The organism is Schaedlerella arabinosiphila, assembly GCF_003885045.1.
GTDB lineage: Bacteria > Bacillota > Clostridia > Lachnospirales > Lachnospiraceae > Schaedlerella > Schaedlerella arabinosiphila.
The window spans coordinates 4,658,872-4,685,683 of the sequence record NZ_RHJS01000002.1 but is presented as its reverse complement, the minus strand read 5'-3'; the positions used below and the strand labels follow the sequence as shown (position 1 = coordinate 4,685,683).

Below are 26,812 nucleotides of genomic sequence, written 5' to 3'. Positions count from 1 at the left end.
TCCATAAACTCGATTAGACAAAACATGCATAAAATGATACAATAACTGTAATTCATAAAACAGGAGGCCACACATGTATCTGAACTCGGGATATTTAAACAATACGCATCTGGATTTTAAAGACAAGAGCCGGCCGCTGATCGTAGGAAGCTGCGGGACTTACCGCCTTTCCACCCATCCCAGGCTGCCCACCTACCGCCCCCGGGGGAGGCTGGATTTTCAGCTCCTCTATGTCTTTGCCGGGGCCGTGCATTTCCACTTTGACCATGCAGAAAATGAAACCGTTGTGACTGCCGGAAACATGGTGATCTACCGGCCGAAAGAATTTCAGAAATATGAATATTACGCGGCTGACCGAACTCAGGTGTACTGGGTTCATTTCACCGGAGGCAACGTGACCAACATCCTGAGAAGCTACGGCATCCGGGATGACATGCGGGTATTCTATGCCGGGATTTCCCTGGAATATGAACGGATCTTCAAGCGGATGATCTCCGAGCTCCAGCACTGCCGGGCCGACTATGAAGAAATGCTGACGCTCCTGTTCCGCCACCTCCTGATCCTGATCCACCGGCAGGTGTCAAAGCAGCGCATCCTGAAAAATGAATATCTGGAATACGAGATGGACCTGGCGGCCCAATATTTCAACGACCACTACAATTCCGGCATCAGCATCCAGGAATATGCCAGATCCCGGGGGATGAGCATAAGCTGGTTCATCCGGAATTTTAAAGAATACACCGGAGTTACACCCATGCAGTATATCCTATCCATCCGCATCACAAACGCGCAGGTTCTGCTGGAGACCACCACCTATACGGTGACGGAGATCGGGCGTATCGTAGGATATGAAAATCCGCTGTATTTCAGCAGGATCTTCCATAAGCAGAAAGGGTTCTCACCTTCGGAGTATCGAAAAAACAGCTCCTAACTGTCAGGAGCTGTACTTATATTTCCCTTATATCTGATATGCCTGTGAATCACCATTGCCAGCTTAAATATGACCGCATGGTCAAAGATACGCACATCCAGTCCGGTCAGCTTCTTCACCTTTTCCAGACGGTACATCAGCGTATTTCTGTGAATATACAGCTGACGAGCCGTTTCCGATACATTCAGGTTGTTGTCGAAAAAGCACTTCACCGTCTCCAGCGTCTCTTCTTCCAGCGTTTCAAAGCTGCCTTTTACAAATACTTCTTTCAAATATGCCTCGCAAAGCGGCAGCGGCAGTTGGTAGATCAGCCGTTTGATCCCCAGCCGGTTATAATTCACAACCGACGTCTTTCCCTCAAACAAATACAAAAGAGTAAGCACATAGACCGACTCTTTATACGATTCCGCAAGCTGCCGGATATCCGTCACAATACTTCCAATCCCCGTCACAGGCGATACCCCGAATAGCTCCGAAGCCGCTTTCTGAAAATAACAGCCCATTTCGTCCAGTTCTTCCCGGGAAGTATTGGATCTGGTTTCCGCGATCAGGATCACATCCGTCTCCGTCATGGAAAAAATCTCATATTTCCCGGGTTTTTCCGTATTCGAAAACAGAAGCCCCAAGTCCCACTGCGTATCCACCCTTGGAAAACGAAGCAGAAAGACCACCCTCGGCTTTAACAATGGAATCTTCATCATATTTGCGCGTACATTGATATCCCCCGGCAAAATAGTTTCCAGGAACAGATTTTTATAGAACAGATGCCGATTGTATTTTTCTTCGAAATAGGATTTCATCCCGGTAAAACAGACCGACAATATCGTCGCGTATTCCTCCGCAACCTTATCCGTCCCTTCCACAAACACCGCAAACTTCACAAAGCTGTTTTCATAAAACACGCGGTAAGTATTATTTCCTACAGAAAAGCACTCATTTTCCACCGTTCTGTGCGACATAAGCTGAAAAGGATTTCTGTTTCCGATCAGCTCCTGATTGCTGCACGAAACAATCTCTTTATTGTCTATCACTCCGAAGGTTCTTGAAATACTTCCCTGCAGCTGGTATACGTATCCCTGAAAGAATCTATCTGCCATATTCCGCACCACCTCACACTTGAACATTCCTTCACTGTATACCAGGAAATTATAACATTTTTTATGTTATGATTCAATATACCCCCGTTCCGTCAGATATTCTTCACTTGCTCCTGCTGCCATCCACCATTTCTTTTTATCCTTTCGGAAGGAAAGATAGATACATGCGTAAGCGGCAAGCACAAGGGCGATCCCTGCAATACGCATGATCCCCTCTGCCGAGAATGCTTTATATACAAGGTACAGGACCGGATTGGTCCCTACTGTCCAGGAGGCAATTCCAAGCCCCTGTGAGAACGCGTCCGCTACCGACGACATCTGAGACGCAACCCCCGCCGATTCCGCCGCTTTCGTAAATGCCGCGCATACGTCCGAATTTAAAATATTCGCGATATTAAACCAGATCGTGCCTGATATAATCGTCATCAGGATATCTCCGCGGAACACGAAGATCAGGCCGGCCGTCATAAACGCCATTGCCGGAATATCCGCCAGCATCAGGATTTTATTTCCCGGCATAACCAGAGACGTAAAAAACACGATCGGAATCAGGATCAAGGCCGCCGCCATGTTGTCCCCGTTTCCAAAGAAAACCGCCGGGTCCATGGCAACATGGAAAAATTTGCGGTTTGTCTGCCCTGCCCGGGCGCGGGCCTGCATGGACTGGCTCAGGGGGATCAGCCCCTTCACAAACAATCCGGAAACCGATGGATAGATCACCATAACACCGGCAATCGTGATTGCGGTTGCCAGGATTCCGGCCCATGTGCCGACCTCCCCCAGGTTTTGGGTAGAGCCTAAAACCGCGATCAGGATTCCCACCACCAATCCGATGGAAAGCGGCTCTCCCCAGAAGCCAAACTTTTCCTGCAGGCTTTCCGCGCTGATCGGTCTCGTTTTGATCTTCAGTTTCATGACCACCCACCTGACGATCATCGCAAACGGCGCTCCGCCTTGGGGAACACTGGTAAGCGTCAGGTTATCATATCCGTTAAATTCCTGCAGGGACGGTGCGATGATATCCGCAATCAGGAGCACCACCAGATTGCATACGACCGCCGCCGCAACGCCCAGCGCAAAGCTTCCCGTCGTAAACTGGACGATCACTGCCCAGAATACGAACTGGTAATAATTCCAGATATCTGTCGGCTGGAAGGTATCCACCAGCTTTAAGGCAAACAGGATCAGGTTCAGTCCGAGCCCAAGCACCAGATATATATATCCCAGCGTATTGGAATACACCACCACGGACGCCCCCTGCCATCCGATATCAATATAGGGCAGTGAAATCCCCACATTGTCTGCCATTGCGGTAACATAAGGCGTGATGGCGGACATCAGCACCCCAAGAACCGCATTGAAGAGCGTCAGGCCGACCGCCATATAGACCGCTCCCTGGAAAGATTTTTTCACACCGACTCTCATACACATACTGATGATAAAAATGATAATCGGTACAATGATCGTACTTCCGAAAATGCCCATCACATTGTTGAACGCATTTCCAATCTGTAGTAAAGCCTGCATAAATCGCCACCTCCTGTACGTAATCCTATTCTTCCATGATCCTTCGAATCTCTTTGAGCATTTCTTCCGTAAATTCCTCAGCCCCCACGCCTGTAAACAGCGGCAGCCCCAGCATGATCGGAGCGCCGGCCTTGTTTTTGGCATTGGTCTTTCCGGTTACTATGATCAGGTCGTAACCCGCAAGGTTCGGTACCTCTGTAATTTTGTGGGGTGTGATGGAAAACGGTATCTTTTCTTTTTTCAGAATTTCTTTGATCTTATCGGTGACTACTGTTGTTGTAAAAATTCCTCCTCCGCAGGCAACCGCCATACTTATTTTTGCTTTCATAAGCACCCTCTCCTTTTTTGTCTTATATCCCACTGATTTCAAGCTTCCTCTGTCACTAAATAATCGCCCAGCAGCTCTTTCATTCTGTGCAGCAGTTCTTCGGCATCTTCCGTTTCCGACAATTGTTCCATCGTTTCCTCATCCTGGAAAATGGTACAGAATTTTTTCAAAACGTCTGTCTGACAGCTTGGGTCCGTAATGCCGAACAAAAATACGATCCTGGTGTCAATCTGTTCATCCGGATCGCCCATGGAACAGAATGCAGCCGGTTCATTGAGCACCGCCGCGGAAAAAAACGACCGCAGACAGCCTTCATGGATATGTGGAATGGCAACCGGCACCGCAGCAGGCAGTCCGGTAGGATATTCCTTCTCCCGTTCCAGAATTGCGGTAATGAACTTCTGCTCAATACATCCGTTCTCCATTGCTTTGCCGCATAGCATCCGAATGACCTCTTCGGCGTCTGCCGCGCTGGCTCCTGTCAGGAGCATTGTCTGATTCGTATATAACCCTATTGATTCCATTTGTGCCTCCTCTGCCGGTTTTCGTCTATTTTCCTCTGCAATGCATCAAACATGTCCAAACTTGCCGCCTCCACCATTCCCATCCAATGTCCCGGTTTTTTACTGATATCGTGGTAGTCGGAGCCAGCCGTCTGCAGCAGTCCGAACTTCGCAGCCAGCCCGTGATAATATGCAGTCTGTTCCGGGGAATGATAAGGCGTATATACCTCCATCCCCTGAAGGCCGCATTCCAGCATACGTTCCATCTTGTTCTCATCCCGGGTCGTAAACCACTCTCCGGGATGCGCAAGAACCGGAACCCCTTTTGCTTCCCGGATCATCCGGATTCCCTCGAATATGTCCACGATATACTCGGGTACATAGCATTTGCTTCCCGCCACCAGGTAGTCCTTGATAAACCTGATATAAGGCACATCCGATTTTTCTCCGCCCGGCCGGTATGGAACCAATTTGGGGTGATCCCCATTGCGCGGATCCTGCAGGATCGCGTCTGCAAAATTGGTAATCACCGCCGGATGCGGATATGCAAGCTGATTGACCCTTTCCATATCGACAAAGAACCCTTCCCTCTCCAGATTCCTTTGGATCTGTGGAAGAATGCCGATCCGTGACTGCTGAATCCGTTTTACCGTCTCTGACAGCCTGTGGCTGCCTTTTGTATCAATTCCATATCCCAGGATATGCACCATCCTGCTTTCATCAACACAGGACAGCTCCAGTGCGGGAATCGTCCGGATGCCTGTGAGCTCTGACTCCTGCTCTGCCTCCTCCCAGGCTTCCCAGGTATCATGATCCGCGATCACCAGCCCCTCCATATGGAGCTCCTTTGCCTGGGCAAAAAGTTCATGCACCCCGAACGTCCCGTCGCTGGAATATCCGCTGTGGACATGCAGATCTACTCTTTTTCTCTTCATCATCTTCTATTTCGTATCTGTCCTGTACAGCTTCCCTATTTTTTCAGATCAAACAGGTCCTGATGGACTCCGATTCCCCAGAGGTCTAAAGCCGCCTTAAGGGATTCGCAGTCTTTTGCCGCCTCTTCCAGGGAGATGCCCTCCGCGGTGGCTTCCGCCGCCTTGATCAGGCTTTCTACTCCGGCTGCCGCCCCCATCGGGTGGGCATGCATTGCCGCTCCTGCCGAGATGGAAAAGTCCATTCCAAGATCGTCCGCCACATTGGGGATCAGGCCCTGGTATACCCCTGCCGCCGGTCCCGGGAAGGTACGCTTCATGCCCCGGAAATCGGTCAGGAGGGACTGCGCGATCCGAATATATCTCTCCCGCTGGATGTCCACCTTCCCGTATGCGCACGGATAAATCACAAGATCCGCGCCGCTCATACGCATAAACTTTCCGAGAACCAGATGGCTGGAAATCCCGGAGTAATGGGATTCATACATCGCCCCTGCAAATGCCGGGTGCGCCAGGATCGGCAGATCCACCTCGTCGTTCTCCGCGATCATCTGCATTGCCGGCCAGCCCACGGTCAGCGCATTGATCATCAGTCCCGGGATTCCCATTTCCCTGCACATTTTCGCCTTATCCAGCATCCGGTCCGGGCGGTCCGTGATATTGGGAGAATAGATCACACGCTTTCCGGTTTTTTCATACACATCCTTCAGGATTTCAGCCGCGATTTTAACTCTGGCCTTTACCGTACAGTAATCGGTATCGCTGAACAACTCATCGTCCTTGATCCAGTCAATCCCTGCCATAGCCAGTTCGCGGATCAGCTTGCCCGCATTTTCCGGCGTTGCGCCCGTACACGGCTTGATCATGCTGACAATGAACGGCCGCTTCGGCACTCCCGTGATCTCCCTCAGCCCTTCTACGCCGAACCTGGGCCCCTGGAAGCCGTCCGTAAACGCCTTCGGGAAATCAATGTCTATCAATTTCAACTTCCCTGCCATGGAAATGTTTCCGATCACGGAAGTCAGTACCTGGGGAAGGTTCGCGCCCATATTTTCAAACGGGAACGCGATCTGGAACACTGCCATGCGCTCCTGTCCCTTTGCTTCGGGCATTTCAAATTCATAGCACGGGATTTCATGCACCGCGATCACTTTTCCGCCGTGGCGTCTCCTGACTTCGGGCGTCTCCAGCGGAACCGGCGCCCACGTGCCTGTCGTCTGTTCTATGGCCATAGAGCCCACCTTGTTCAGCAGGTCGGACGTATACCCCTGGCAAAAATAAGTACAGACGATATACTGATCTTTCTCAATGGACTCCGGCATCTTAAATATATTCGGATCATATTTCATTTTGGTTTCCTCCTTCAATTGTTTGCAACCCGTTTTCTGTGTATTATTTTACTTACATATGTAATCGAGCAGTGTCACGACCTTCTCTTTTTCCGCGCAATTCAGGCCGGCAGCCTCGCAGGCGCAGGGGGTCATGATCACGTCATGTTCCGGCCGGGCCAGATCTGCCATCCTCCGGCCGGAGATTGCCGTAAGGTTCTTTGGTTCATACAGGCCAAGCCCCCCTGCCAGACCTGAATCCGTCACATCGAAGCCGCTTCTCTTCGGCAGGATCACATTTGCATCTGCAAACAGCTTCTGATAGTCCACCCTTCGGGAGGGATACAGACGCTGGATAATCCCGCTCTCGTGCAGTACGATATCTTCCTTTACCTGCTTTACCGCTTCTTTTCCTTCATAAATAAATGCATCTATGAATCTGATTTTTTCGGAAAGCTCCGGAAACTGTATGAGAAGGGCGTCCAGGACGTAGCTGTCATCCGTCACGATCTCCCGGTAGTTTTCAAGCGTTCCTTTCATTGCCTCTGCCTGCGCGTTTGCCGCGTCGGTCTGCCCGAGCTGGAGCAGCAGGTACCCGCAGTCCTGATATTCATTCGTGCAGAAGCAGCTTTTGCCCAGCTTTTTGGAAAATCCCATAAAATTCTCTGCAGTCTTTGCGGCATCCTCTGCGGCGGGGCTGATTAAAAACAGCACGTCGCTCCCCACGCATCCTGTTTTAAATACACGGTATTGCGCGTAGACGCTCTCCCCTTTTCGGATCTTTTCCGTCAATTCCTGATACGCTTCCGGCACATGTCCTCCCGCAATGATTTCACTGCGGACATAGCGCATCACCTCCGCAACCGGGGTATCATCAATACTGCGTGTATCTGATTCGTAGCTGTCTGTCGCCATAAAAGCTTCTTTCGCCACATACTGCATATCAAACCGGGTCCCCATCGCCGTGAACACAACCCCCATTCCTGTAGATGTGTCCGCCCCCAGTACCCGGCTGACCGGAGAAAAATCTGCTATGATGTCACTTGTCAGGCAGTTGGCCGTCCGATAGTACAATTTTGAAAAGTCTTGTGTTGCCATCCTTTTCCCACCTCCTTATATGTTCAACGCCGCATTTTTTCCGGCCAGATATGCGGATGCCGCCGCGATTCCCGCCCCGCTGCGTTCACTTGCGCTATTGTGTCCCGCAAGAACGCCGCCGCAGGCAAACAAACGTCCGTTATACTTCTCATCCTTCACGGACATGTCCTCATTCACTTCCGCACCCATCCGCAAAAATTCCTGTCCGGATGTACTGACCGCGTCTCTGTCCAGGTGATCCGCCGTGATGCCGCCCAGCTTTTTATCCAGCAATTCGATCCAGACCTCTGTCCTGCGTGCCTTGATCCCGCCGCCTACGAAGCCTCCCGTAGCCAGAACAGCGGAGGATGCGTGTACCGTGACTTTCTCCCCCGGATGAAGCTGGTCAGTCAGGCCGATCGTGCACTCTGCTTCGATTCCGTTTTCCGCCGGCGAAACGGCGGTAACCTTTGCCCCCCGGAGCAGCCTGGCTCCCCGCATCTCCAGTCCTCTGTAAAGAGCCCGGGTAAACCGATAGCCCACCACTGAATTTCCCAGAGCCTGTACCTCCGCCGCCTTGCAGCCGCAGGCTTTCCGGATCTCCGACAGAAGTTCCTGTTCGTGTACATATCCCAGAACCGGCGGTAAGAGGATCAGGTCAAAAGGATATCGGTTGTTTCTGCAGAATGTCTGGATCGAAGCGATCAGCTCCCCTGCCCCTTCGGCGGTATCCAGATAGTCCGCAAGCTCCCCGTCGCTGACCTTGCGTCTGTCCCCCCAGCCCGTCAGCCGGATTTCCGCGGAAAAATAATCTGCCTTCCCTCCGATTTTTTTCTGGTACTGCTGATAAGACATGGCCGCAGCCTTTGCGTTGAAGGCTACGTTTCCTTTCACGCCCACTACAAGGACTTTCTTTTCTTCTCCAGGAATCAGTATCCCGTCGCCCGACATTTCCGGAACATATGCATTTATAGAAAATGTCCCCAGCATATTCGGAATCCATACATTTTTTCCGTCAAATCCTCTCAGCTTACAGCCCCCGGCTTCCGCAAGGGATACCAATGCCTTTACGCCCTGTTCCAGTTCATCCGCGCATTTCGCATATACATGATTCGGGTATTTTTCCAGCAGCACGGGGATTCCTTCCTTATAATCTCCGCAGATCACAGGTTCTTCACCCGGAACCACTCCCAGAATATCTATTGAACCGGCGGAGACTTCACTGCTGCCGCCGTTCGGGAATACCATGGTTACATTCTTTCCGGCCTGCAGGATGGCTTCCGCTGCCGCACATGCAGCCGTTCCGCCGCCTATGACCAGAACATCGCTTTTCTTTACACTCATGACCAGCCCTCCTTATCCTATTCTTAATATGTCATAACTGCCCATACCGATATACATTTCCTGCATCAGTTCTGATAATGGGAGCTGATCTCCGTACTGAGCCGCAAAATAGATCCCTTTCCAGCGTTCGTCTACATACCCGAGGACGCACTTTTCGGATTCGGCCGGGGTCATGCCCAGCTCCTGCTGTGCAATACCGCCTGCTTTGTAGATGGAAAAAGTTCCCTGCTCCTGTCCCATGCCGAGCCGTGTACGGCGCCGCAGATCCTTGAAGTCTTCCACATCTTCCTCCTGGAACGCATAGCACACCTCCGAACCGATCATCTGTACCGCGTCGTCGATGACATATGCCTGCTGCGGATATTGTTCCAGAATCTTCTTTGCGAACATTCCGTAGCGTGCGGTAAATTTGTGCGCCGCATACCGGGAAATATGGTATGTCTCATGGATTTCCTGGGCTTCCTTTTCCGCCTCTTCCCTGGTCGTCGCGCCATAGATCAATTCCTTGTCGGAGGTACACGGCACCACCCTGCCCACCAGTTTCTCACAGGCAAGATTCACTGCTTCTTCCGCCATCAGGCGGGCCGTCGCATATTTTCCCCCGGTGATCGTGATGATTCCGGATACCCCTTCCATCTCCTCATGATCCAGAAGGAACATCCCGCGGCTGATATTGCGCCCTGTCTCCTGGCCCGTGGTATATAAGGGACGGACTCCGGTGCACAGTCTCAGCATCCTTGCCTCCCTGAGCCCTGGTATGATTTCCGCGACGGAATCCTCCATAATCTTGATTTCATCCATTCCCGGATCTGCATCGTCCGGATCGTCTACATCCACCGACGATGTTCCCAGAAGCGCCGTATTCTGGAAGCCCTGGCTGACCAGCCCGTCGCCGTCCGCAGGGGTACGCAGAATCCCGATCAGGGTCTTGGTCGGCCGCATACTGTAGATTCCGGTAGATCCTTTATTGGGCTTCATGGGAATCGCAAATCCGGCCATCTCCGTAATCTGGGAGCACCACGGCCCCGCTGCGTTGATGACAAGCTTCGCATAAACCTCATAAATGTGGTTTTCTTTCTTATTTAACACCCGAAGGCCGACCACGCGGCTGTCGTCCATCAGCATACCGATCACTTCCTGATGGGTACGGATTTCAGCGCCCTTCATCTTGGCATCATACGCCTGGGCAATACACAGCCTGAACGGATCAAATCCGGTATCAATGGTTCTAAGCGCAAAACGGATATCCTTTGACAGGAGCGGTTCTTCACTGATTGCTTCCTCCACGGAAATGATCTCATAAGGGAGACCTATTTCATCCGCATTTTTCATCCACTTCTCGGCAAATTCCAACTGCTCATCCGTTTTTGCTACCCAGATCGCATCTGTGGGATCAACGACCTGGGGTACAATCCTGCGGTAAATCTGATTTTCCTGCAGGCATTCCCTGGCAGTCTGGATATCCGAAACCGCATAGCGCGCTCCGCCGTGCAGCGCCGAATGACATCCGCCTGACGTTCCTGCCGCCAGGTCGTCCCGTTCCAGCAAAAGGGAATTTGGAAAGCCGCGAAGTACGAGGTCGCGGATCACACCCGTTCCAGTGGTTCCGCCGCCAATTACTATCACATCAAAATTTTCTCGCATAAGTTCTGCCTCACTTCTTGTATTTTTTCAACCCGGCTGAAAGTAGCTTCATAATAGCATAGTTCTTTTGCACAAGCAAATTCGCTTTTTCCACCTTTTTTTCGTCTTTTTGCTGTATATGTGTACATACTGCCCATTTTTCATTCTTTATTTTGCAGCACATTGTACACTTTCTTTTGGTTTTATAGATAAAGCAAGTGAAATGGATTGTACAAAATATACCATTTTACAGGCATCATTTTTTAAGTCAAATATCCATGCATAGCTGCCTGGCCCGCTGCTTCGCGGGAATAAAAAAAAGAGCCCGCAGACTCTTTTTTATTCGCCTATAATTTTGATACAGAGCTTCTTCTTCCGGTTTCCGTTGAAATCAGCATAGAAAATCTGTTCCCAGTTTCCCAGGTCCATCCTTCCGTCCGTTACGGAGATTGTCTCGCTTCGCCCCACCGCATTTCTTTTCAGATGTGCCGGCGCGTCCTTCTCGCTTTTGTTGTGGCGGTAGTACGGAACCTTATGATCCGGTATGGTCTTCTCCAGATATTCCAGCGTATCCTGTATCAGTCCTTCCTCGTCATCATTGATAAAAACCGCCGACGTCGTGTGAAGTGCCGAAACCAGAACCAGACCTTCCCGTACCTTGCTTTCCTCCAGGATCATCTCTACATGATCGGTTATATTCTTAATCGTCTCCCGTTCATCAAACTCAAAAACCAGGTATGTACGATATGAAATCAATGCCAATACTCCCTTCCCAATTGCAGATGATATTTCGTTGCTGTGAGCACCCAGAGGGCGTGAGCAGCAACACTATTCATTATAATACCGGGGATTTCTATAGTCAAGGCAGTGACAAATCATCTGAATAAGGATATCATAAACTTAGACAAGCAAAAGTTAACCATACACAGGCCGTGAATAGTTGCAAGAGAAGGAGGTGCGTCTATGTCCAGGACAGTTGGAAAACGAAGTTTATCCAAGAATGGTGGCAAAAGAATGCGCATCCTGGGAAATCCGCCAGGTGATGATTCCCGATTTCAAAAACTGCTGCCCATCAATGAAAGGCAGCAGTTCTTTTTTTATTTAGAAAACGACTGGATCAGCTTCGGAATATAATTGCCGAGCGCCGAAACTGTCATAAGCAGTGTAAAGCAGTAGCTGACCGTCATAAGCACCTGCAGTACGCGGGGCGGCTTCAGCCCGCCCTGAACCTCGGTTTTCCAGAACATCAGCATGATGAACAGACCCGCTGCCGGTGTTGCAATGGATGTTGCGATATTGGCAATAAAGATCAGCTGTGTAGGCGATCCGTCATAGATAAAACAGATCACACACGCGAACGCCAGGCTGGCCACACATCCCCAGCGGATGATCTTGGACTCCAGCGCCACATCCTTATCAAATCCTGCGCTCAAAAGCACCATTCCCCGCTGGGTATTTCCAAGCAGTGACGAAAATCCGGCGCCCAGAAGCGCAATTCCCATCACATACTTTGCCGCCCCTCCGAGAAACGGAACCAGCAGCTCGGCAAGCTGTGCCGGCGCCTGGATCGCGATTCCCTGGGGATTGAGAACGATTGCTCCGACCAGCATGATCGCGCCGGAGATCAGGATCACAGTCACAATATGCGCCACTGCGTCCCATTTCATTGCCCCATTAAACAAATCCTCTTTTTTCCATTTTTTCTCTGCGCCAAGATAGGTTCCGTAGATTCCTGCCGTAACCGCCGCGTTGGTGCTGATATAGGCAAGCGCCGTCGTCATGCTGCCCTCAGGCAGACTCCACTTGACAAGCCCCTTGCCCATTTCGCCCCAGGCCGGACCTCCTGTCGCTACAAGCGTCGCGTAAAATGCCAGGATCATGCCGACGATACAGATCATGATGCCTTTTTCCACCTTTGAGTAGACGCCCTTTGAAAAATAAAGCCCCAGGAGAACCGCAAGCATGATCAGGGCGCCCAGCTTCCAGTTGATGCCGAAGATCAGGTTCATGCCCGCTCCGGTTCCGGATACATTTCCCAGGGTAAAAAACAGGCATGACAGGAACAGCGCAATTCCGCAGAACCCGGCCGCAGCTCCGCCGTAATAGTGGCGGATGGCATGCAGGATCGGCATTCCCGTCAGCATAGATATACGATAGGAAGTCAGCATAAATGTAACTCCCATCAGCAGGATCGGTATGATCAGCCAAAGCAGGCCGTAACCATAATTCGCGCCGATCATCGCCGATGTGGTAATATTTCCCGGGCCGATCACGACGCCTGTCAGGATGATCCCCGGGCCGATCCGCTTCAGGATCTCGGTGAATGACAGCTTCTGAACCTTGGAAGGATCGAATCCATCGTTTCCCGCAACGTGATTTTCATTAGACATTTTTTTTCTCCTTAAAACCGGTGTACCGACCGAATCATAGTCAATACACCGGCATAATGTAAGCTCTTATCTTATTTCTCAAACTGCGTCATGTCAACCTTGGGAAGCTCGCTGTTCTTTAAGCCCATTGCGATCCAGTCCTTTTCCTCCTGGTTCAGCGGAAGAACCGGCTTTCTCATCAGACCGGACTTGAAGATGCCTCTCTGTACCAGCGCTTCCTTCAGCCTTGCGTGAGCTTCGCCTGACGGCTGTCCGCCTCCGTAGATTGCCTGTGAAATGTGATAAATACGGTCGGACCAGTCCTGCGCCTCTTTCAGAGTGTGCTTGTCCGGATTTGCAAATACTTCCCGTGCCGGGCAGATCAGCTCCGGAACACATCCTGCAAAACCGATCAGCGCGCCGTCCATTCCCGGGAACCAGCTTACACAGAGCGTCTCGTCGTGGCAGGTGATCAGGGAGATATCCGGGCATTCCTGACGGAGCAGGCGTACGTCGTGCTCGTAAATGGAAGTCACACGGGTACCCATTTTGATACATTTTACATGGTCGATCTCTTTGCACATTTTGATCAATGTCTCTACCGGGTAAAACGCCTTGCTTGTCGCCGGATACAGGTGGATGATGATGTCAATGTCAGCGCCCTCCGCTACATCCTTTACATATTCATAGGGAGCATCCTTGTGCATACCGAAACGAAGCCACATATGGGGCGGCATCAGGAGAATCCCGTCAGCGCCCGCTTCCTTTGCTTCCTTTGCCATCTCGATGCTTTCAATTGTATTTTCACAGTTGATTCCGGAAATGATGGTCATGCAGTCGCCGCACACCTCGGAGCAGATCTCAACGACACGTTTGCGTTCCTCACGGCTCAAGCCTGTGATCTCACCTGTATGCCCGTTGCACACAAGTCCCTCAATCCCTTTTCCATAAAAGCTCTTGATCCAGCGGAGGTATGTACGAAATTCTTCTTCATTGATAGAATAATCATCATTTAACGGTACGGATACTGCCGGGAAAATTGTCTTGAAATTTTTTACTTTAGCCATGATAGTTCTCCTTTTCTTCACATTGATCATTTTTGTTTTTTTCAGGTTACCAGTTTCAAAAAAACATCTGCGCATCTGTTTTTCTTTACGACATCCAAACGTCTGTATATCTTATGGGTCATTTATATCATGTTCCTTTTTGACCGTCAATGCTTTTGCCCATGCCTGCAAATTGTTGCATGAATCCTACAAAAAATTGCATATTTTGTGTATTTTCCACTGTTTTAAGATTTGTTTTTTGTGCACTTTTCACCAAATTAGTTCTTGCATCCCGCCAATATTTCATTTATAATTGACGCGATTATTTGCAAATAATATGTTACAGGCCACAGGAATGCAGGTGATCTGTAACCGTCATTCGCCATACTATGGAGGTGTCAAATGGCTACTTTAAAGGACGTAGCAAAGCTGGCCTGTGTCGATGTCAGCACCGTATCCAGGGCTTTGAACAACACATCTTATGTACATCCTGACACCAAAGCCCGCATCTTTGCCGCCGTGAAAGAGCTGAGCTATCAGCCCAATCTTCTCGCCAAGGGCCTGCGCCAGGGGAAGCGCAATACCATCGGCGTGGTGATACCGCGCCTGATCATGACCGTATTCGCGGAGATCACCCAGGGGATTGAGGAGGAAGCCCGGAAGCATGGCTACGCAACGCTGATCTGCCACACGGAGGACAGCCCAAAGGTGGAAAAGGAATGCCTGAACCGGCTGAGAAATGGTTTTATCGACGGGCTGATCATCGCCGGCACGGGGCGCAATACCCGCCTGGTGCGCGACATCCATTCCAGCGGCCTGGCCTGTACCCAGATCGTCCGAAAGCAGGACTCTCTGATCAGCAGCGTAGTCGTGGACTACAAGGCATGCGGCTATGAAGCGGTGAGATACCTGGCTTCCAAAGGCTGCCGGGAGATCGGGCTGATCAACGGTTCCATGCAGCTCACCCCTTACCGGGACCGTTACGAGGGATACAGAAAAGCGCTGGCTGAGCTCGGCCTTTCTGAAACCTCGGCTGTCTCTCCTCAGCCCGCAAGTGTACACAGTCTGGAATACGGCTATGACTGCACCCTGGAGCTGCTGGGAACCAATCCGAAGCTGGACGCCATCATAGCCGCCGCCGATGTGCAGGGGATCGGGGCGCTCCGCGCACTCAAGGAACAAGGACGGCGCCCGGAGCAGATCCGTGTCATCAGCCTGACCGGACACATCATAGGAGGAATGCTGGAAACGGCCATGACCTCCATGGAAATGCCCGCCCACGAGATCGGAGTGAAGGCCGCGCTTATGACGATCGAAGAGATTGATTCCCCCGAAGAGCATAAGGCCGGCCCCCGGCACCTGGTTTATCAGTCTTCGCTTGTGGAGAGGGAGAGTACTTAGAAAAGGGATTCTGTTGTCAAGATTGACAGCCCCGTGAGAAGCCAAAAAAGAAAAGGAGAGATTTTTATGAAGTATATGCTGCATCACATCGCCCTGTCTGTAGACAGACTGGATTGGTATCTGGATTTTTTTACAAAGGTTTTTGAAATGACCGTCCAAAAGACGGCCGGAGACGCTCCGGAGCGGAAGATCTGGTTCCATGAAGGGGTTCAGCTCAATGAAGCCCCGGATACCCCGGCGGCCGGGACACTATACGACCATCTCGCAATTTCCGCTGAAGACAAAGAAACCGTGATTGCCCGCGCGGAAAAATTCGGCTGCCGCCGGATCAAGGAGAACTGGATCAGCATGCCGGATGGAGTGACGATTGAACTGATATAGGAACCGCCGAGTGATTTATGGCCGGCCATCTGCCTTCTGAAAGACCATTGCCTGAAACGCAGCCATTTCGTCTCCATTTTTATAGGAAAACTGCATGCAGGTGCCCTTTACCTGGCAAAGTCCAGCGTCTGCCAGAGCGCGGATCAGGCCGGCGCATACATCGTCCTCCTCACAGCGCTCTATGCTGACAAGATACCCCTGGGATTTTACCAAAGCCGAAAGTTCCTTCACATACCCTTCATACCGTTTTGCCTGCTCTTCTATTGACAGCGGCGCCCCTTTCTTCTCTTCAATCAGCGGCCTCCACCTGGCATTCTCATGTACCGTCCGGCAGGAAAACACGGTGTCATACTTCTTTTGCTTCAGCGCCCGAGGGCAGGCAAAACGTACCTTGTCCGTCTGCAGTCTCACGGCAAGCTCCTGGGCCGTGGAAACAGCCATTTGCGACAGGTCCAGGCCGGTCACAGAAGCGTCAGGATGGATGCGCGCCAAAAAGCAGGTCAGGATCCCATTTCCGCAGCCGATATCCAGAATGTCCCCCGCAAAAAACTGCTCATATCGGAGCAGTGCTTCCATCGCCCTCCGGAAAAACACACGGTCATAAAAAGAAGCTGCCAAAAGGCTCATCTGCAGGCTCTGGTTCAGATAATCCACAAGCTCCTCCTGACGGCGGAGACAGGCTGTGTCTTTACTTCCGTAGATTAGCCGTTCCTCTGAGCGGTCATACAATTCCGTCAGCTTTTTAATATGCTTTTGGCCCTCCTCCTGCCCGAAGGCTTCCAGAAGAGCGGTGTCCAGCTCATGGATTCTGCGGATCCCGACCTGGGCGAGATATTCCTTTATTCTTAAATCTGACATACCGTATCCTCCGTTTCCGTGATACTCACGGCAGATTTCACTGGCCGTGAGTATCGCGCCAGCCGCAGCCCCAAAGCGTTATGTTTCCTTATGCGCTGGACAGCGGCTCCTGGTCTTTCTTGTTGTGATTTCATTATACTACGGAGAATGGTTCCTTTTCAAGTATTGAGAAATCGTTGTGATCCGCGCCCAATACCAGTTACAGTTCACGGCCCAACCGGCCGCGAACTGTAACGCATCCAGCCCTCTGTTATTCTAATTTTAATCTCTCAGAAATACTTCCACTGACAGATTTTCGATACATATATTCAGATATTGCCGCGCACGTTATAAAAAGGATAACGGCAAGGAGGAAAAAGCAGCCCCATGGATAAGAAAATTTAAAATAGGGTAACTGTTCTTTTATTCTTTCCACAACCACTTTCCCCAACTATTGCTACTTTCTCTCCTGGTTTAAGATTTAAATTAATGTTCTTTAATATTTTTTCTCTATATCCATATCGAAAATCCACATTTCTTAAAATATCTTCTTGATTTTTTAGACATAGCGGATTTTCGACGATGTAGCGGTGGCTACGGCCAGAAAATCCAATGCGGCAGATGTGGAATAGATAAGGAGGTTTGGTGGAATAATGTGTCGTCACACTAGTTATTCTTCTGACATTTCAAATACTCCCAAAAAGTCTTTGTGTTCAGATTTTTAAGTTGACTTTTCGGGAGTACCTTCTATTCATTCACTAACTGTTTAACAGATATAGCGCGAATTGTTCTGACAACTGCACATGTTGCTAATAATATGCAGACTGGTAACAGTATAAGACTGCCCAATAATCCTGCTAGATTAAGCATAAACGGGAATTCTGTAAGCCCTAATATTTTAGCATAAGGCGTCAGTAAACTAGGTACGATGAGTGTTCCGATTACTGATCCCAAGCAGGTACCAACAAATGCAGACACGCAATTCCGCCATAAATAAATTTTTAAGATTTGCCATGAAGTCATCCCCACAGCTTTTAGTAATCCAATTAGGTTCTGTTCTTTTCTTATCAGTAAAAATGTAAGATTCACCATAATAATCATAATTATAATCAGTAATATAGTTAATATGGATCCAACAGCTGGCACTAAAATACCTGTAATGTTCTCTCCATTTGATTTTGAAGCAATAAACGCAAATTCTTCGTTGTATTTTTTCGTTAGTTCCTTCGCATAGTTCCATTTCTCAGAAGGTTCTGTAAGTAGAAGCATATAATCTCCATAGGTACCATCTGCGTTTACAAATTGATCTAGATTATCAGTAACCATTCGTATTATTTTACCATAATTAGAAAGGGATTGAAAAATTCCTGTAATCTCATATTTCTTCTTCTCTCCGTTTATAAATAATTCAATTTTTTCTCCAATATTCAGCCCGTATTCTTCCGCAAATGTCATACCTACGCCAATCTCATTTTCTTTTTGGGGTCGTCTTCCATATAAAGATTTATCTTTTATTTTCTCATTCCATGGCAACTCATAAACCTCAGCTACGACACTTTGCCAGCACTCCGCATCATCCGGCTTATACTTAGGATATACTTTGTTCACTCCATACGTATAATCAACTTTTGAATCTTCCTCTAGTTCCTTTATAATATTGCTCACAGGCGTATCTTCCAGTGATGTAACATAAATATCCGATCTTATAAATCCCCATGCCTCTGGCTCTTTGTCAATATTCTCGACTGCATTCAGGCATCCAAAACAAAGGACTGTAAGACAACTGAATATCATAGATACTCCTATTATATATATATATCTTAGTTTCTTATTCCATATTCCCTTGATGGCATAATACAATTCAAAAGATCCTTTGCCATTGTAATATGTATTTTTCTGTTTCTTTCTGCTTATTTCCTTTGTCTTCCAGTTCCCCCTCCTTATTGCGTAAGATGCATTTAGCCTCTGTATTTTCGAAACAGCACAAAAACATATGAAAACAATTGTCGCTGATACAGCTAACCATACAAAAAATTGATAACCTAAAATTCCTTTTAGCGAAACCATATAGATTCCTAAGTCACCAAGAATACTCTCTATAATTTTTTGACTTAGCTTCCCCCCCAAAACACTTCCCAACGCAGAACACACCAAGCCAATTAATCCATAGCAGATAATATATACACTTGTAATCTGTATGCCCGTCATTCCTATTGCTTTATATATACCAATAGTTCTTACATCTTCATCCATATCACTTTTTATCAGAAATACAGTTAATATGATTATGGTGACTGACAGGATAATACTGACAAAACATAATACAGCACCTATCATCTGATAAACAGATGTATATCCGCTTTTTATCTGATCATATGTATATAGTGTATCACCTAATGGCATCTGAAAATATTCCTCTGCGTTGCGTATAAAATTCTGTATACTCTGCTGGGTAAATTCTTGGAATCTGATTTCCAAATAGCACATCATATGATTCTCCGCCAAAGCAAACTCTGAAAGCCGATCATATCCACACCACATCCGATATACGTTAGTATTACTTCCCCCAAAGACAGGATCTGCAACAATTTTTACAACCTTCACATTCTCAGACTGATCTGCTAATTGCAAAGAGATATTATCTCCTACTTTTGCATTTAGGATATTAGCCATTTTTGTAGTAATCCAGATTTCACCCTTTTTTGGCATCTCTGGCTCTGATTTATCAGAAATTTTAGGTGAGATCATTTCTCTACTTATATGTTCAGGTAGCTCTAATAATATACCATTACTTAACCTAATTCCGTCTTTTTCAATGTATTCTACTGTTTTCGTATTTTCAGTAATTTGATATTCCAGATCATTCTTGGAATTTTTCATATATTGCTTTACGCTATCAGATGAAACAATTTCTCTATTCCACAAACAGCACATCTGTGGGCCTTCCATTTCTTCGTAGGCTCTGTCAAATATCCCATTTAATTCTTTTAAAAAAATAAGCGCGTTCAATGACAATATAGCAGTAATCATGATACATATTCCCAAAAGCAAATTCGGGATCTTTTTCCTTCTCAGCTTTGCCAATCCACATCTAAAACTTTCTTTCAAATTACCATCCCCTCTTTTGCAGAAAACTCATAAGTTCCACTTCTCTTTGCTTATATAACTCTTTCTCAGTATCACTGTTGAATCTTAATTCGCCTTCCAAGTGACCATCTTCAATATAGATTACACGACTTCCTCTAATAGCGACTTTGATGTCATGTGTTACTAAGATGATTGATTGTCCTTTCTGATTTAAGCTCTCTAATATTTCCATGACTATATCTGATTGTGCTGAATTCAAACTTCCAGTTGGCTCATCACAGAGCAACACCGGTGGTTTATTTACGATTGCCCGAAGGATTGCGGCTCGTTGTTGCTGTCCGCCTGACAATTGTGAAGGATATTTTCTGGTATGCTCTATTAAGCCAAATTGTCTGCACAATTCTAAAACAGTGCCTTTCATAGAATTTTTCTCTTTTCTTTTCCTGTCAAGCATCATTGGCAACATAATATTTTCATACACTGTCAAATCTGGAATTAGACACTGCTGCTGAAAAACAATTCCTATATTTGTCCGCCTGAATATCGTCTTTGCTTTTTCGCTAATATGTCCAAAGTCAATTTTATCTTCCAACCCTTTTTGTAAATAATTTATTTTTCCTCCATCAGGCTGATCAATTCCAGCTATCAGATGTAGAAAACTCGTTTTTCCGGAACCGGAGGTTCCCATAACTATCGCAAATTCTCCTTCTTCAACCTCTAAACTCAAATTGTCAACAACCTTACTTTCTATAGAACCTTCACAATATATCTTTGTCAGATTATTTACTTCTAATATTTTTCCCATTCTCTTCTCCATTCGAATCTAACAAGCCTTCTTCCATCACATTTTTCAATAACATCATCATATTTAATCTGAAATCCCAAATATTTTAACCATTTATATGATACCGTGTTATTATAAAGTGTATAATTATATAAAATATTATATTTTTCTTGAAATTCCTCCACAATTTTTTTTGTAATTTTAAGAAATTGATAATTTACTGATTTAGGAATTTCTGCTGACAAAAGCCAAGGCATTCCTACTTTACTATCAATATCTCTTACTCCTAAAATAGATAGAACGCTTTCATCTTTATATAACACATAATTATTATCCGACTTTTGTAGCACCTTTGCTAAAGCATTTTTTATATATTTCTTATTTTGATTTAAAGCTCCTATCTCAATTTGATCTTGTAATCTAAGATTAGAAGACCACTCATCTATAAAATCCATGCTTGTCAATGGCTTATAATATAGCATTTAATTAACCACCTCTGCCTTTATTTTATCTACAATCGAATAAAACTCTCTCTTATACTGGCAATATGAAATATTAGATTTTTTATAGTTTTCGCATTTGTTCCATACATAAATAGCCCCAATACATATATGATAGCATTTATCTCTATCTTTACATGTACCGCAGTCGAAATTTTCTTCTGAAATATCTCTCAATTCATTTAAAAGTGGTGAATTCTCCCAGATTTCTTTAAATGTTTGTTCTTTTATATTTCCTACACTAATTGGAAAGTTCGGACAAGGATATATATCTCCATTACATTTTATATGCAAAAGCTGCCTACCTACTAAACATTTCTTATACTTGTAATCATTATTATATTTTAAGTAAAAAGTTTCTTTGTCTAGTTTATAAAACTGTCGTAAAAATTCTTCTTGTTGTTTTGCATCCATGCCGTTATTAGATGTACATTCGTCAGAACTATTATCTGGGTTAATGTCTATTATAAAGTCATATTGCCCCTGTTTTAAACCAATTTTTTTACACATTTCGACAAATCTAGCATAACTCTTATAATTTTGCTTTAGCAAAACATATCTTAGCTCTGTTCTAATCTTACTAGAATTCAAATATCGTATATTTTCAAAAAGTTTTTCACAAACACCTACTTTTTCCGTTGCTGCAAAACCAGTAACATCTTGATATTCCTTATTATCCATTCCGTAAATGCTCAAAACAATTTCATCTAAACCTATACTTTCAAAGGTATGTATTAAATCCTTTGATAAGAAAAATCCGTTTGATTTTAAACAACAATAAAGATTATTTCTCTTTGCGCTTTTAATGATCTCTACAATATCTTTTCTTAAAAGAGGTTCTCCACCTGTTAGGTTAACAGAAGCAACTCCATATTTTCCAAGCTGAACAAATAACTCATCTAATTCATCAAATGATAAACAATTATCTTCTGACTCTTTAAAAGAGTATTTTATATAGCAATGTTTACATCTATAATTGCAATTTTCAATAACATCAATACTCATAACCAGCGGATAGATAATTTCATTTTCTCTTAAATAATTCAAAAAATTTGCATTACTAATGGCTATATTTTTCATTTAAGCATCCCTTCATTATTGAAATATTTCTATAATATTTTCTTTCTCCAATTCCTTTAAAAAAGATATAATTTCTCCTTTTTCCTCTTCTTTTAATTCATATAATTTAACAAGTTCTATTATCAGTTCTTCAATAGTACATTGTTTCAAAGCACTAAGAGTCTCAATTATTTCAATAGCACTATCCGTAAATGTGTAAACTTCGTCACAATTTTTCTTTATTAAATATAATGTATCTCCAACTTTGTTAATTTCATTATGTGGTTTCCATTGCATTTTTCTACATTTCATATTCTATCACCTATATAATTCAATACCTGAAAAGAAAGTTACAGTCTTTGCAACTTTCTTCTTTCCTTTCTTTTTATACAACTTAAAAATTGCACTGGAACATTGCGCATCCTTCTGGCCCGCATGGTGCGCAAGATATTTTAATTCTCATATTTCCTTTTTTGAACATTGGTTTTTTGAACTCCTTTTTCATTAATATATTCTCCTTTCTAAAATTTTTCATTTTTAATAGCAAGCTTATATGCCAACTCTTTGTCTTATTTTCTAGTAAACTGCTTTGATTACGATCAATTCACAAAGAATAACTACTATTATTAGCAGGTTCCTTTTCATAATATCAATAGTCAGTTTCGTCTTATTCACCGTCCTTTCCGACAAAATCATTCTGCAGATTTCTTCAAATATAAGCTTGCCAATACACTAGTACACGGCCCAGTCAACTGAAACTTCCATAAAATATTTTCATTGTAAAATGAATCATCTATTTATTCTGTTCCTATAACCCACATTATTTATTAGTAATTTGCATTTATGTACTAGCGTACTAGCAAACTTATATTGAACTTAGAACTTTCCTAATCTATTTCCAATATCTACATATTGTTGCAAGACAAGCTGCATTGCAGTCCTTCTCATCATGTTGTAAAACTCCATTAATCCCCATAGTAATCCCTTCTCTGAATCCCGGAAAATTCGAATCACTAATTCACTATTTTCGTAATTTCATCTACCTATACCTGCATCTAACTATTTTATTGTTAAGAAACTGTCGAACCAATGGCTCCAAAGCATAAGTTCTATTTTCTTTCCTTATTATTTGTTTTCAGAATATCCGGAATCTTAGGATCGTACATTCCCATAACAATTGATTTTCCAACAGCATATTTCCCAAGATTAATAGCTATGTTACCAATCGTCTTTTTTATATTTTTCTTCATTTCTTCTTTCTCCTTCGTATTTGTATTTCGTATTTTGTATTTCGTAAATAGAGTATAACCCATATTTCTCTATTTTTTATATTTTTGAATAAAATATGTTTTACAATGAAAAATCGTATTTTTTTCAAAAAAACACAACGAATATTACTGAATAAACGTTGCCCCTTTCAAAAATATATAGTATAATCACAATTGTTCATACTTTTGTAGATATACATATTGATGTTTTCCCTGAAAATACACTATGGAAAGGACTTAGATTTAATGCAGATATTGTCATATTTTTTAAATATTCTCATCTATTTGATTCCCATATGCTGTTTTTTGCCGTTCAAGCTGAGAATAAAACAAAAATTGATTCTTTTTACAATACTGTTCATCAATATCCTGCTGATGGGATTTGCTCTGAGTAATGCAGGGGTTGTTCTTTTACTAATAAGCGTCTGTACATACATCGCTTTCATAGACTCTCATCGGCTTATGAATATCTGTACCGTTATTGCAGCTTACCTGATTTGTGTACTATTGGATAATATCTATTCTATGGCATGGGATACATTGATCTACCCAATCTACTCAGCAGAAGATTTGCAGTCCAGCTTCATATATTGGATTTATATGATCTCTTATATTGCTCTCATTGCCTGCATTTTTCCTGTATTGAGCAGACTGCTTCATTCTCTTATACACAAGCTGCAGGTAGTTTTATCCAGGCAGCTCCTGTTACTTATAGCAACTAACCTGCTTGCCTGCCTGTTTGTGTTTTTATTCAACATCATAATGGGAGATATGATTGGATATACACGGAAGATTGTACTTTTTAACTGCATTTTATTCACCTGCTACTTTACAGTCAGTATGGTTCTGATTGTAAACATCCTAAAAGCAAACAAAGAAAAGGCAGAGATGGATGCGCGTCAGGATTCGTATCACAGATTGCAGGAATATACCAATCAGATTGAGAATATGTATTCTTCCCTGCGCTCCTTCAAGCATGACTACTCCAACATCCTGCTTTCCATGTCCGGTTATATGGAAACGGATGATATGGAGGGTTTGAAAAGATATTTTGAGAAGGAAATCCTTCCAACAGGTAAGAATATTTCTAAAAATTCGGCTCATATCAATCAATTAATGAATATCAGGACAACGGAATTAAAAAGCATTATATCAGCGAAGCTGTTATATGCCATAGAATTGAATATCAATGTAAGCATAGAAGTCACGAATGAAATCGCAGATATACCAATGGATACTTTGGATCTGACCCGTGTGATCGGAATATTTCTGGATAACGCGATCGAGGCTGCTCTTGAAACGGATTCTCCTTTCCTCAGCTTTGCCCTGGTTCATGCTGATACGGAATATGTCTTTATCATTTCCAACTCTTTTCTTGAAAAGGGGGTTCCTTACGCTTCACTGGCACAGCCAAATGTATCTACAAAGGGTGCAAACCGCGGGCTGGGACTATATAATGCCCATGAGATCATTGCAAAATATAATTCTGTTTTTTTGGATACGGAGATTCAGGGTGAACATTTTGTACAGCGGCTTCGTATCACCTGATATACTGAATGTCAATTATACTCACGGCAGGCGCAGCTTGTTTTAAAATGTACACCCCCAACGGTCATTTTGAGTGCTCCGTATGCTGTAAGAAGTATGGCTGCTTCCCAAAGCATTCCGGTTAACAAAGCCAGGAAGAGAATGGTTCCGGTCATAACAATATTATGGATCAGAACCTGTAATCCTAAAATCATTTGCATCCGCTCTATCTCATTCCATGCTGCCTGATCTGTGTCTAAGTAGCTGACGATCCTATTTGCTATTTTTTCCATTTCCTGTATCTCCCTCCTGATTTGATGGTAATTCGCCGCCAATTTCCGCCAGGGAATTGATGGCCTGCTTGTGCTTCAATTATAACAATACGGATATGCTGTTTTTTGATTTTATAATAAGCGTCGTATTTTCTGTAATTTCCGTTAATCAGGAAACGATTATGATCAGATGAATCACGATTATTTTTTTCCTACACTTACGATAAATATTATTGTATAATAGGTATTGCACTGATGTACAGGCAAGTATCCAATTATTTTTTTACAGTTTCTAAGGAGGGCACTTAATATGATCGATATCTACATCTGTGAAGATAACCAAAAGCAGCTAAATCTCTTTAAAAAATATATTTCGAATACAATTTTAATTGAAGAAATGGACATGAAGATTGCCCTGGCTACATCAGATCCACATGCGCTTCTCGAAAAGATTTTAACAGCAGAAAATACAGGACTTTTCTTTCTGGACATTGATTTAAAATCTGATATGGATGGTCTGGCGCTGGCACAGCGGATCCGTCAGATCCAGCCCCGTTGTTTTATTATCTTTATCACCTCGCATTCGGAAATGAGTTTTTTGACCTTCCAGTATAAGGTCGAGGCTTTGGATTTTATCATTAAGGATACCCAGGAGCATATCAAGTCCAAGATCCATGAATGCCTTTTGGATGTGGAACACAAATATACCTCGCTGAACAATAAGATCAACCGGGCCTTTGTGATCCGTCAGAATGACCGGTGCATTACCATCGACTACAATGACATCATCTGCTTCGAAACATCTGGCAATATCCATAAGGTCCTGCTCCATGCGAAAAAGCGGGTCATTGAATTTTCCGGGCAGTTGAAAGAGGTGGAAAAGCAGTTGGATTATCGTTTTTACAGATGCCACCGGTCGTATATTGTCAATCGGGATAATATTACCGAAGTGGATTTTACTGCCATGACCGTATCCATGAATAACGGGGAGACCATCCCTGTCTCCGTCAGGTTAAAGAAGGGGCTGAAAAAAATGATGGAGAAGCAGAAGTAAGGAGTTTTTTATTTTACCAAAAAGGAATTGCTTTTTATTTCCGGATATGCTAAAGTAAATGCATCTCGCAATGATATTTCCTCTGTCAAGCAGACAGAGGAACGATCACTGCAGGTGCATTTTTCAAACATTCTATCAATCTACAATGAAAATGTCTTTTTATTTTCAGGGCTGTATCGCCTTTACTTCAATGTTTGAAACAGTTTTTTATTAAGAGTTCAGAATAACAACTGTTTTTACAGCGGATACTTCGTGTATTTATGTTCTGAGCCGCACTTACAGTTTACTGGCCAGCCGGTAAACCAATGTCATTTAGTTAATATATGGACGAAATCCGATGTTCCACTCACCGGTGTTCACCCGTCTTGTTGGCTTCAACCCGCGATATTACTGGGGTTATTCTATCTGAAAACCTTGCATCTGAAAATCCATTTTCATGGAAATTATTGTTTTTTTCAGCAGAAAACTCAGATGGATGGGGTAGAGCCTTTTTTAAGTGGGGGTCTAACCATTCTTTTTGATTTTTTTGCGGAATTT

The 26,812-nt window shown here is 44.9% G+C and carries 28 protein-coding genes; 5 read left to right on the top strand and 23 right to left on the bottom strand.

Annotation, left to right across the window (positions count from 1 at the left end; translation table 11 throughout):
- The first annotated feature begins 73 nt into the window (after nt 1-73).
- Entirely contained in the window at nt 74-931 is an 858-nt protein-coding gene (locus EBB54_RS22070) for an AraC family transcriptional regulator (protein WP_125129015.1), read from the top strand.
- Here EBB54_RS22070 and EBB54_RS22065 read toward each other — a convergent pair.
- From EBB54_RS22065 to EBB54_RS31665, 13 genes are all read right to left on the bottom strand, one after another.
- Nucleotides 928-2,028: a PucR family transcriptional regulator gene (locus EBB54_RS22065; RefSeq protein ID WP_125129014.1), complete on the bottom strand. Its 1,101-nt coding sequence runs from the start codon at nt 2,026-2,028 to the stop codon at nt 928-930. The genes EBB54_RS22070 and EBB54_RS22065 overlap by 4 nt on opposite strands.
- A gap of 66 nt (nt 2,029-2,094) precedes the next feature.
- Entirely contained in the window at nt 2,095-3,555 is a 1,461-nt protein-coding gene (locus EBB54_RS22060) for a PTS transporter subunit IIC (RefSeq protein ID WP_125129013.1), read from the bottom strand.
- A 25-nt stretch (nt 3,556-3,580) separates the two neighbouring features.
- Entirely contained in the window at nt 3,581-3,883 is a 303-nt protein-coding gene (locus EBB54_RS22055; RefSeq protein ID WP_004071359.1) for a PTS sugar transporter subunit IIB, read from the bottom strand.
- Nucleotides 3,884-3,921: 38 nt separating this feature from the next.
- Nucleotides 3,922-4,407, bottom strand: coding sequence for a PTS sugar transporter subunit IIA (locus EBB54_RS22050; protein WP_125129012.1), 486 nt, complete (start codon nt 4,405-4,407; stop codon nt 3,922-3,924).
- Nucleotides 4,395-5,324 carry a PHP domain-containing protein gene (locus EBB54_RS22045; RefSeq protein WP_125129011.1) on the bottom strand — a complete coding sequence of 310 codons (930 nt, stop codon included), beginning with the start codon at nt 5,322-5,324 and terminating at the stop codon, nt 4,395-4,397. Before EBB54_RS22045 ends, EBB54_RS22050 begins: the two co-directional genes overlap by 13 nt.
- 32 nt (nt 5,325-5,356) lie before the next feature.
- On the bottom strand, nt 5,357-6,667 hold the full coding sequence (locus EBB54_RS22040) for a RuBisCO large subunit C-terminal-like domain-containing protein (RefSeq protein ID WP_004071367.1): 1,311 nt from the start codon (nt 6,665-6,667) through the stop codon (nt 5,357-5,359).
- Between the two features lie 48 nt (nt 6,668-6,715).
- Nucleotides 6,716-7,744: a (Fe-S)-binding protein gene (locus tag EBB54_RS22035; RefSeq protein WP_125129010.1), complete on the bottom strand. Its 1,029-nt coding sequence runs from the start codon at nt 7,742-7,744 to the stop codon at nt 6,716-6,718.
- Nucleotides 7,745-7,759: 15 nt separating this feature from the next.
- On the bottom strand, nt 7,760-9,067 hold the full coding sequence (locus EBB54_RS22030) for an FAD-binding protein (RefSeq protein ID WP_125129009.1): 1,308 nt from the start codon (nt 9,065-9,067) through the stop codon (nt 7,760-7,762).
- 12 nt (nt 9,068-9,079) lie between these two features.
- Nucleotides 9,080-10,711 (bottom strand): FAD-dependent oxidoreductase, encoded by a 1,632-nt coding sequence (locus EBB54_RS22025; RefSeq protein ID WP_004071373.1) that lies wholly within the window; start codon nt 10,709-10,711, stop codon nt 9,080-9,082.
- Nucleotides 10,712-11,029: 318 nt separating this feature from the next.
- Nucleotides 11,030-11,452: a secondary thiamine-phosphate synthase enzyme YjbQ gene (locus EBB54_RS22020; RefSeq protein ID WP_330554574.1), complete on the bottom strand. Its 423-nt coding sequence runs from the start codon at nt 11,450-11,452 to the stop codon at nt 11,030-11,032.
- A gap of 335 nt (nt 11,453-11,787) precedes the next feature.
- Nucleotides 11,788-13,080 carry an Nramp family divalent metal transporter gene (locus EBB54_RS22015; protein ID WP_125129008.1) on the bottom strand — a complete coding sequence of 431 codons (1,293 nt, stop codon included), beginning with the start codon at nt 13,078-13,080 and terminating at the stop codon, nt 11,788-11,790.
- A 71-nt stretch (nt 13,081-13,151) separates the two neighbouring features.
- Nucleotides 13,152-14,126, bottom strand: a complete 975-nt coding sequence (locus EBB54_RS22010) for a dihydrodipicolinate synthase family protein (RefSeq protein WP_125129007.1) — start codon at nt 14,124-14,126, stop codon at nt 13,152-13,154.
- Between the two features lie 127 nt (nt 14,127-14,253).
- A complete protein-coding gene (locus EBB54_RS31665; protein WP_279229978.1) occupies nt 14,254-14,379 on the bottom strand; it encodes a hypothetical protein in 126 nt (41 codons plus the stop codon).
- Nucleotides 14,380-14,507: 128 nt separating this feature from the next.
- Here EBB54_RS31665 and EBB54_RS22005 point away from each other — a divergent pair, with 128 nt between their 5' ends.
- The gene (locus EBB54_RS22005) at nt 14,508-15,506 is read left to right on the top strand and encodes a LacI family DNA-binding transcriptional regulator (RefSeq protein WP_125129006.1); all 999 of its coding nucleotides are present in this window, start codon (nt 14,508-14,510) and stop codon (nt 15,504-15,506) included.
- A 66-nt stretch (nt 15,507-15,572) separates the two neighbouring features.
- Nucleotides 15,573-15,887: a VOC family protein gene (locus EBB54_RS22000; RefSeq protein ID WP_125129005.1), complete on the top strand. Its 315-nt coding sequence runs from the start codon at nt 15,573-15,575 to the stop codon at nt 15,885-15,887.
- A gap of 15 nt (nt 15,888-15,902) precedes the next feature.
- Here the strand turns inward: EBB54_RS22000 and EBB54_RS21995 are convergent, their stop codons facing one another.
- The 9 genes from EBB54_RS21995 to EBB54_RS30240 form a co-directional block, all read right to left on the bottom strand.
- Nucleotides 15,903-16,745: a methyltransferase domain-containing protein gene (locus tag EBB54_RS21995; protein ID WP_125129004.1), complete on the bottom strand. Its 843-nt coding sequence runs from the start codon at nt 16,743-16,745 to the stop codon at nt 15,903-15,905.
- 380 nt (nt 16,746-17,125) lie between these two features.
- Nucleotides 17,126-17,389, bottom strand: a complete 264-nt coding sequence (locus EBB54_RS31975; protein WP_330554573.1) for an ATP-binding cassette domain-containing protein — start codon at nt 17,387-17,389, stop codon at nt 17,126-17,128.
- An 82-nt stretch (nt 17,390-17,471) separates the two neighbouring features.
- Nucleotides 17,472-19,832 (bottom strand): ABC transporter permease, encoded by a 2,361-nt coding sequence (locus tag EBB54_RS21985; RefSeq protein ID WP_125129002.1) that lies wholly within the window; start codon nt 19,830-19,832, stop codon nt 17,472-17,474.
- 1 nt (nt 19,833) lies between these two features.
- Nucleotides 19,834-20,628: an ABC transporter ATP-binding protein gene (locus tag EBB54_RS21980; RefSeq protein WP_243127768.1), complete on the bottom strand. Its 795-nt coding sequence runs from the start codon at nt 20,626-20,628 to the stop codon at nt 19,834-19,836.
- On the bottom strand, nt 20,601-21,077 hold the full coding sequence (locus tag EBB54_RS21975) for a hypothetical protein (RefSeq protein WP_125129000.1): 477 nt from the start codon (nt 21,075-21,077) through the stop codon (nt 20,601-20,603). The genes EBB54_RS21980 and EBB54_RS21975 overlap by 28 nt, the downstream gene beginning before the upstream one ends.
- The gene (locus EBB54_RS21970; protein ID WP_125128999.1) at nt 21,078-22,175 is read right to left on the bottom strand and encodes a radical SAM protein; all 1,098 of its coding nucleotides are present in this window, start codon (nt 22,173-22,175) and stop codon (nt 21,078-21,080) included.
- A gap of 15 nt (nt 22,176-22,190) precedes the next feature.
- Nucleotides 22,191-22,466 (bottom strand): hypothetical protein, encoded by a 276-nt coding sequence (locus tag EBB54_RS21965; RefSeq protein ID WP_125128998.1) that lies wholly within the window; start codon nt 22,464-22,466, stop codon nt 22,191-22,193.
- Nucleotides 22,467-22,548: 82 nt separating this feature from the next.
- A complete protein-coding gene (locus EBB54_RS30810) occupies nt 22,549-22,689 on the bottom strand; it encodes a hypothetical protein (protein ID WP_205128762.1) in 141 nt (46 codons plus the stop codon).
- A 574-nt stretch (nt 22,690-23,263) separates the two neighbouring features.
- Nucleotides 23,264-23,404: a hypothetical protein gene (locus EBB54_RS30240; protein WP_154677805.1), complete on the bottom strand. Its 141-nt coding sequence runs from the start codon at nt 23,402-23,404 to the stop codon at nt 23,264-23,266.
- 789 nt (nt 23,405-24,193) lie between these two features.
- Between EBB54_RS30240 and EBB54_RS31375 the strand changes: the two genes are divergently transcribed.
- Nucleotides 24,194-24,970, top strand: a complete 777-nt coding sequence (locus EBB54_RS31375; protein ID WP_243127767.1) for a sensor histidine kinase — start codon at nt 24,194-24,196, stop codon at nt 24,968-24,970.
- Nucleotides 24,971-24,981: 11 nt separating this feature from the next.
- On the opposite strand, the gene EBB54_RS21955 is transcribed toward EBB54_RS31375, so the two are convergent.
- Nucleotides 24,982-25,242: an accessory gene regulator B family protein gene (locus tag EBB54_RS21955; RefSeq protein ID WP_125128996.1), complete on the bottom strand. Its 261-nt coding sequence runs from the start codon at nt 25,240-25,242 to the stop codon at nt 24,982-24,984.
- Between the two features lie 289 nt (nt 25,243-25,531).
- On the opposite strand from EBB54_RS21955, the gene EBB54_RS21950 reads away from it, so the two are divergent.
- Nucleotides 25,532-26,275 carry a LytR/AlgR family response regulator transcription factor gene (locus tag EBB54_RS21950; RefSeq protein WP_125128995.1) on the top strand — a complete coding sequence of 248 codons (744 nt, stop codon included), beginning with the start codon at nt 25,532-25,534 and terminating at the stop codon, nt 26,273-26,275.
- Nucleotides 26,276-26,812 lie beyond the last annotated feature (537 nt).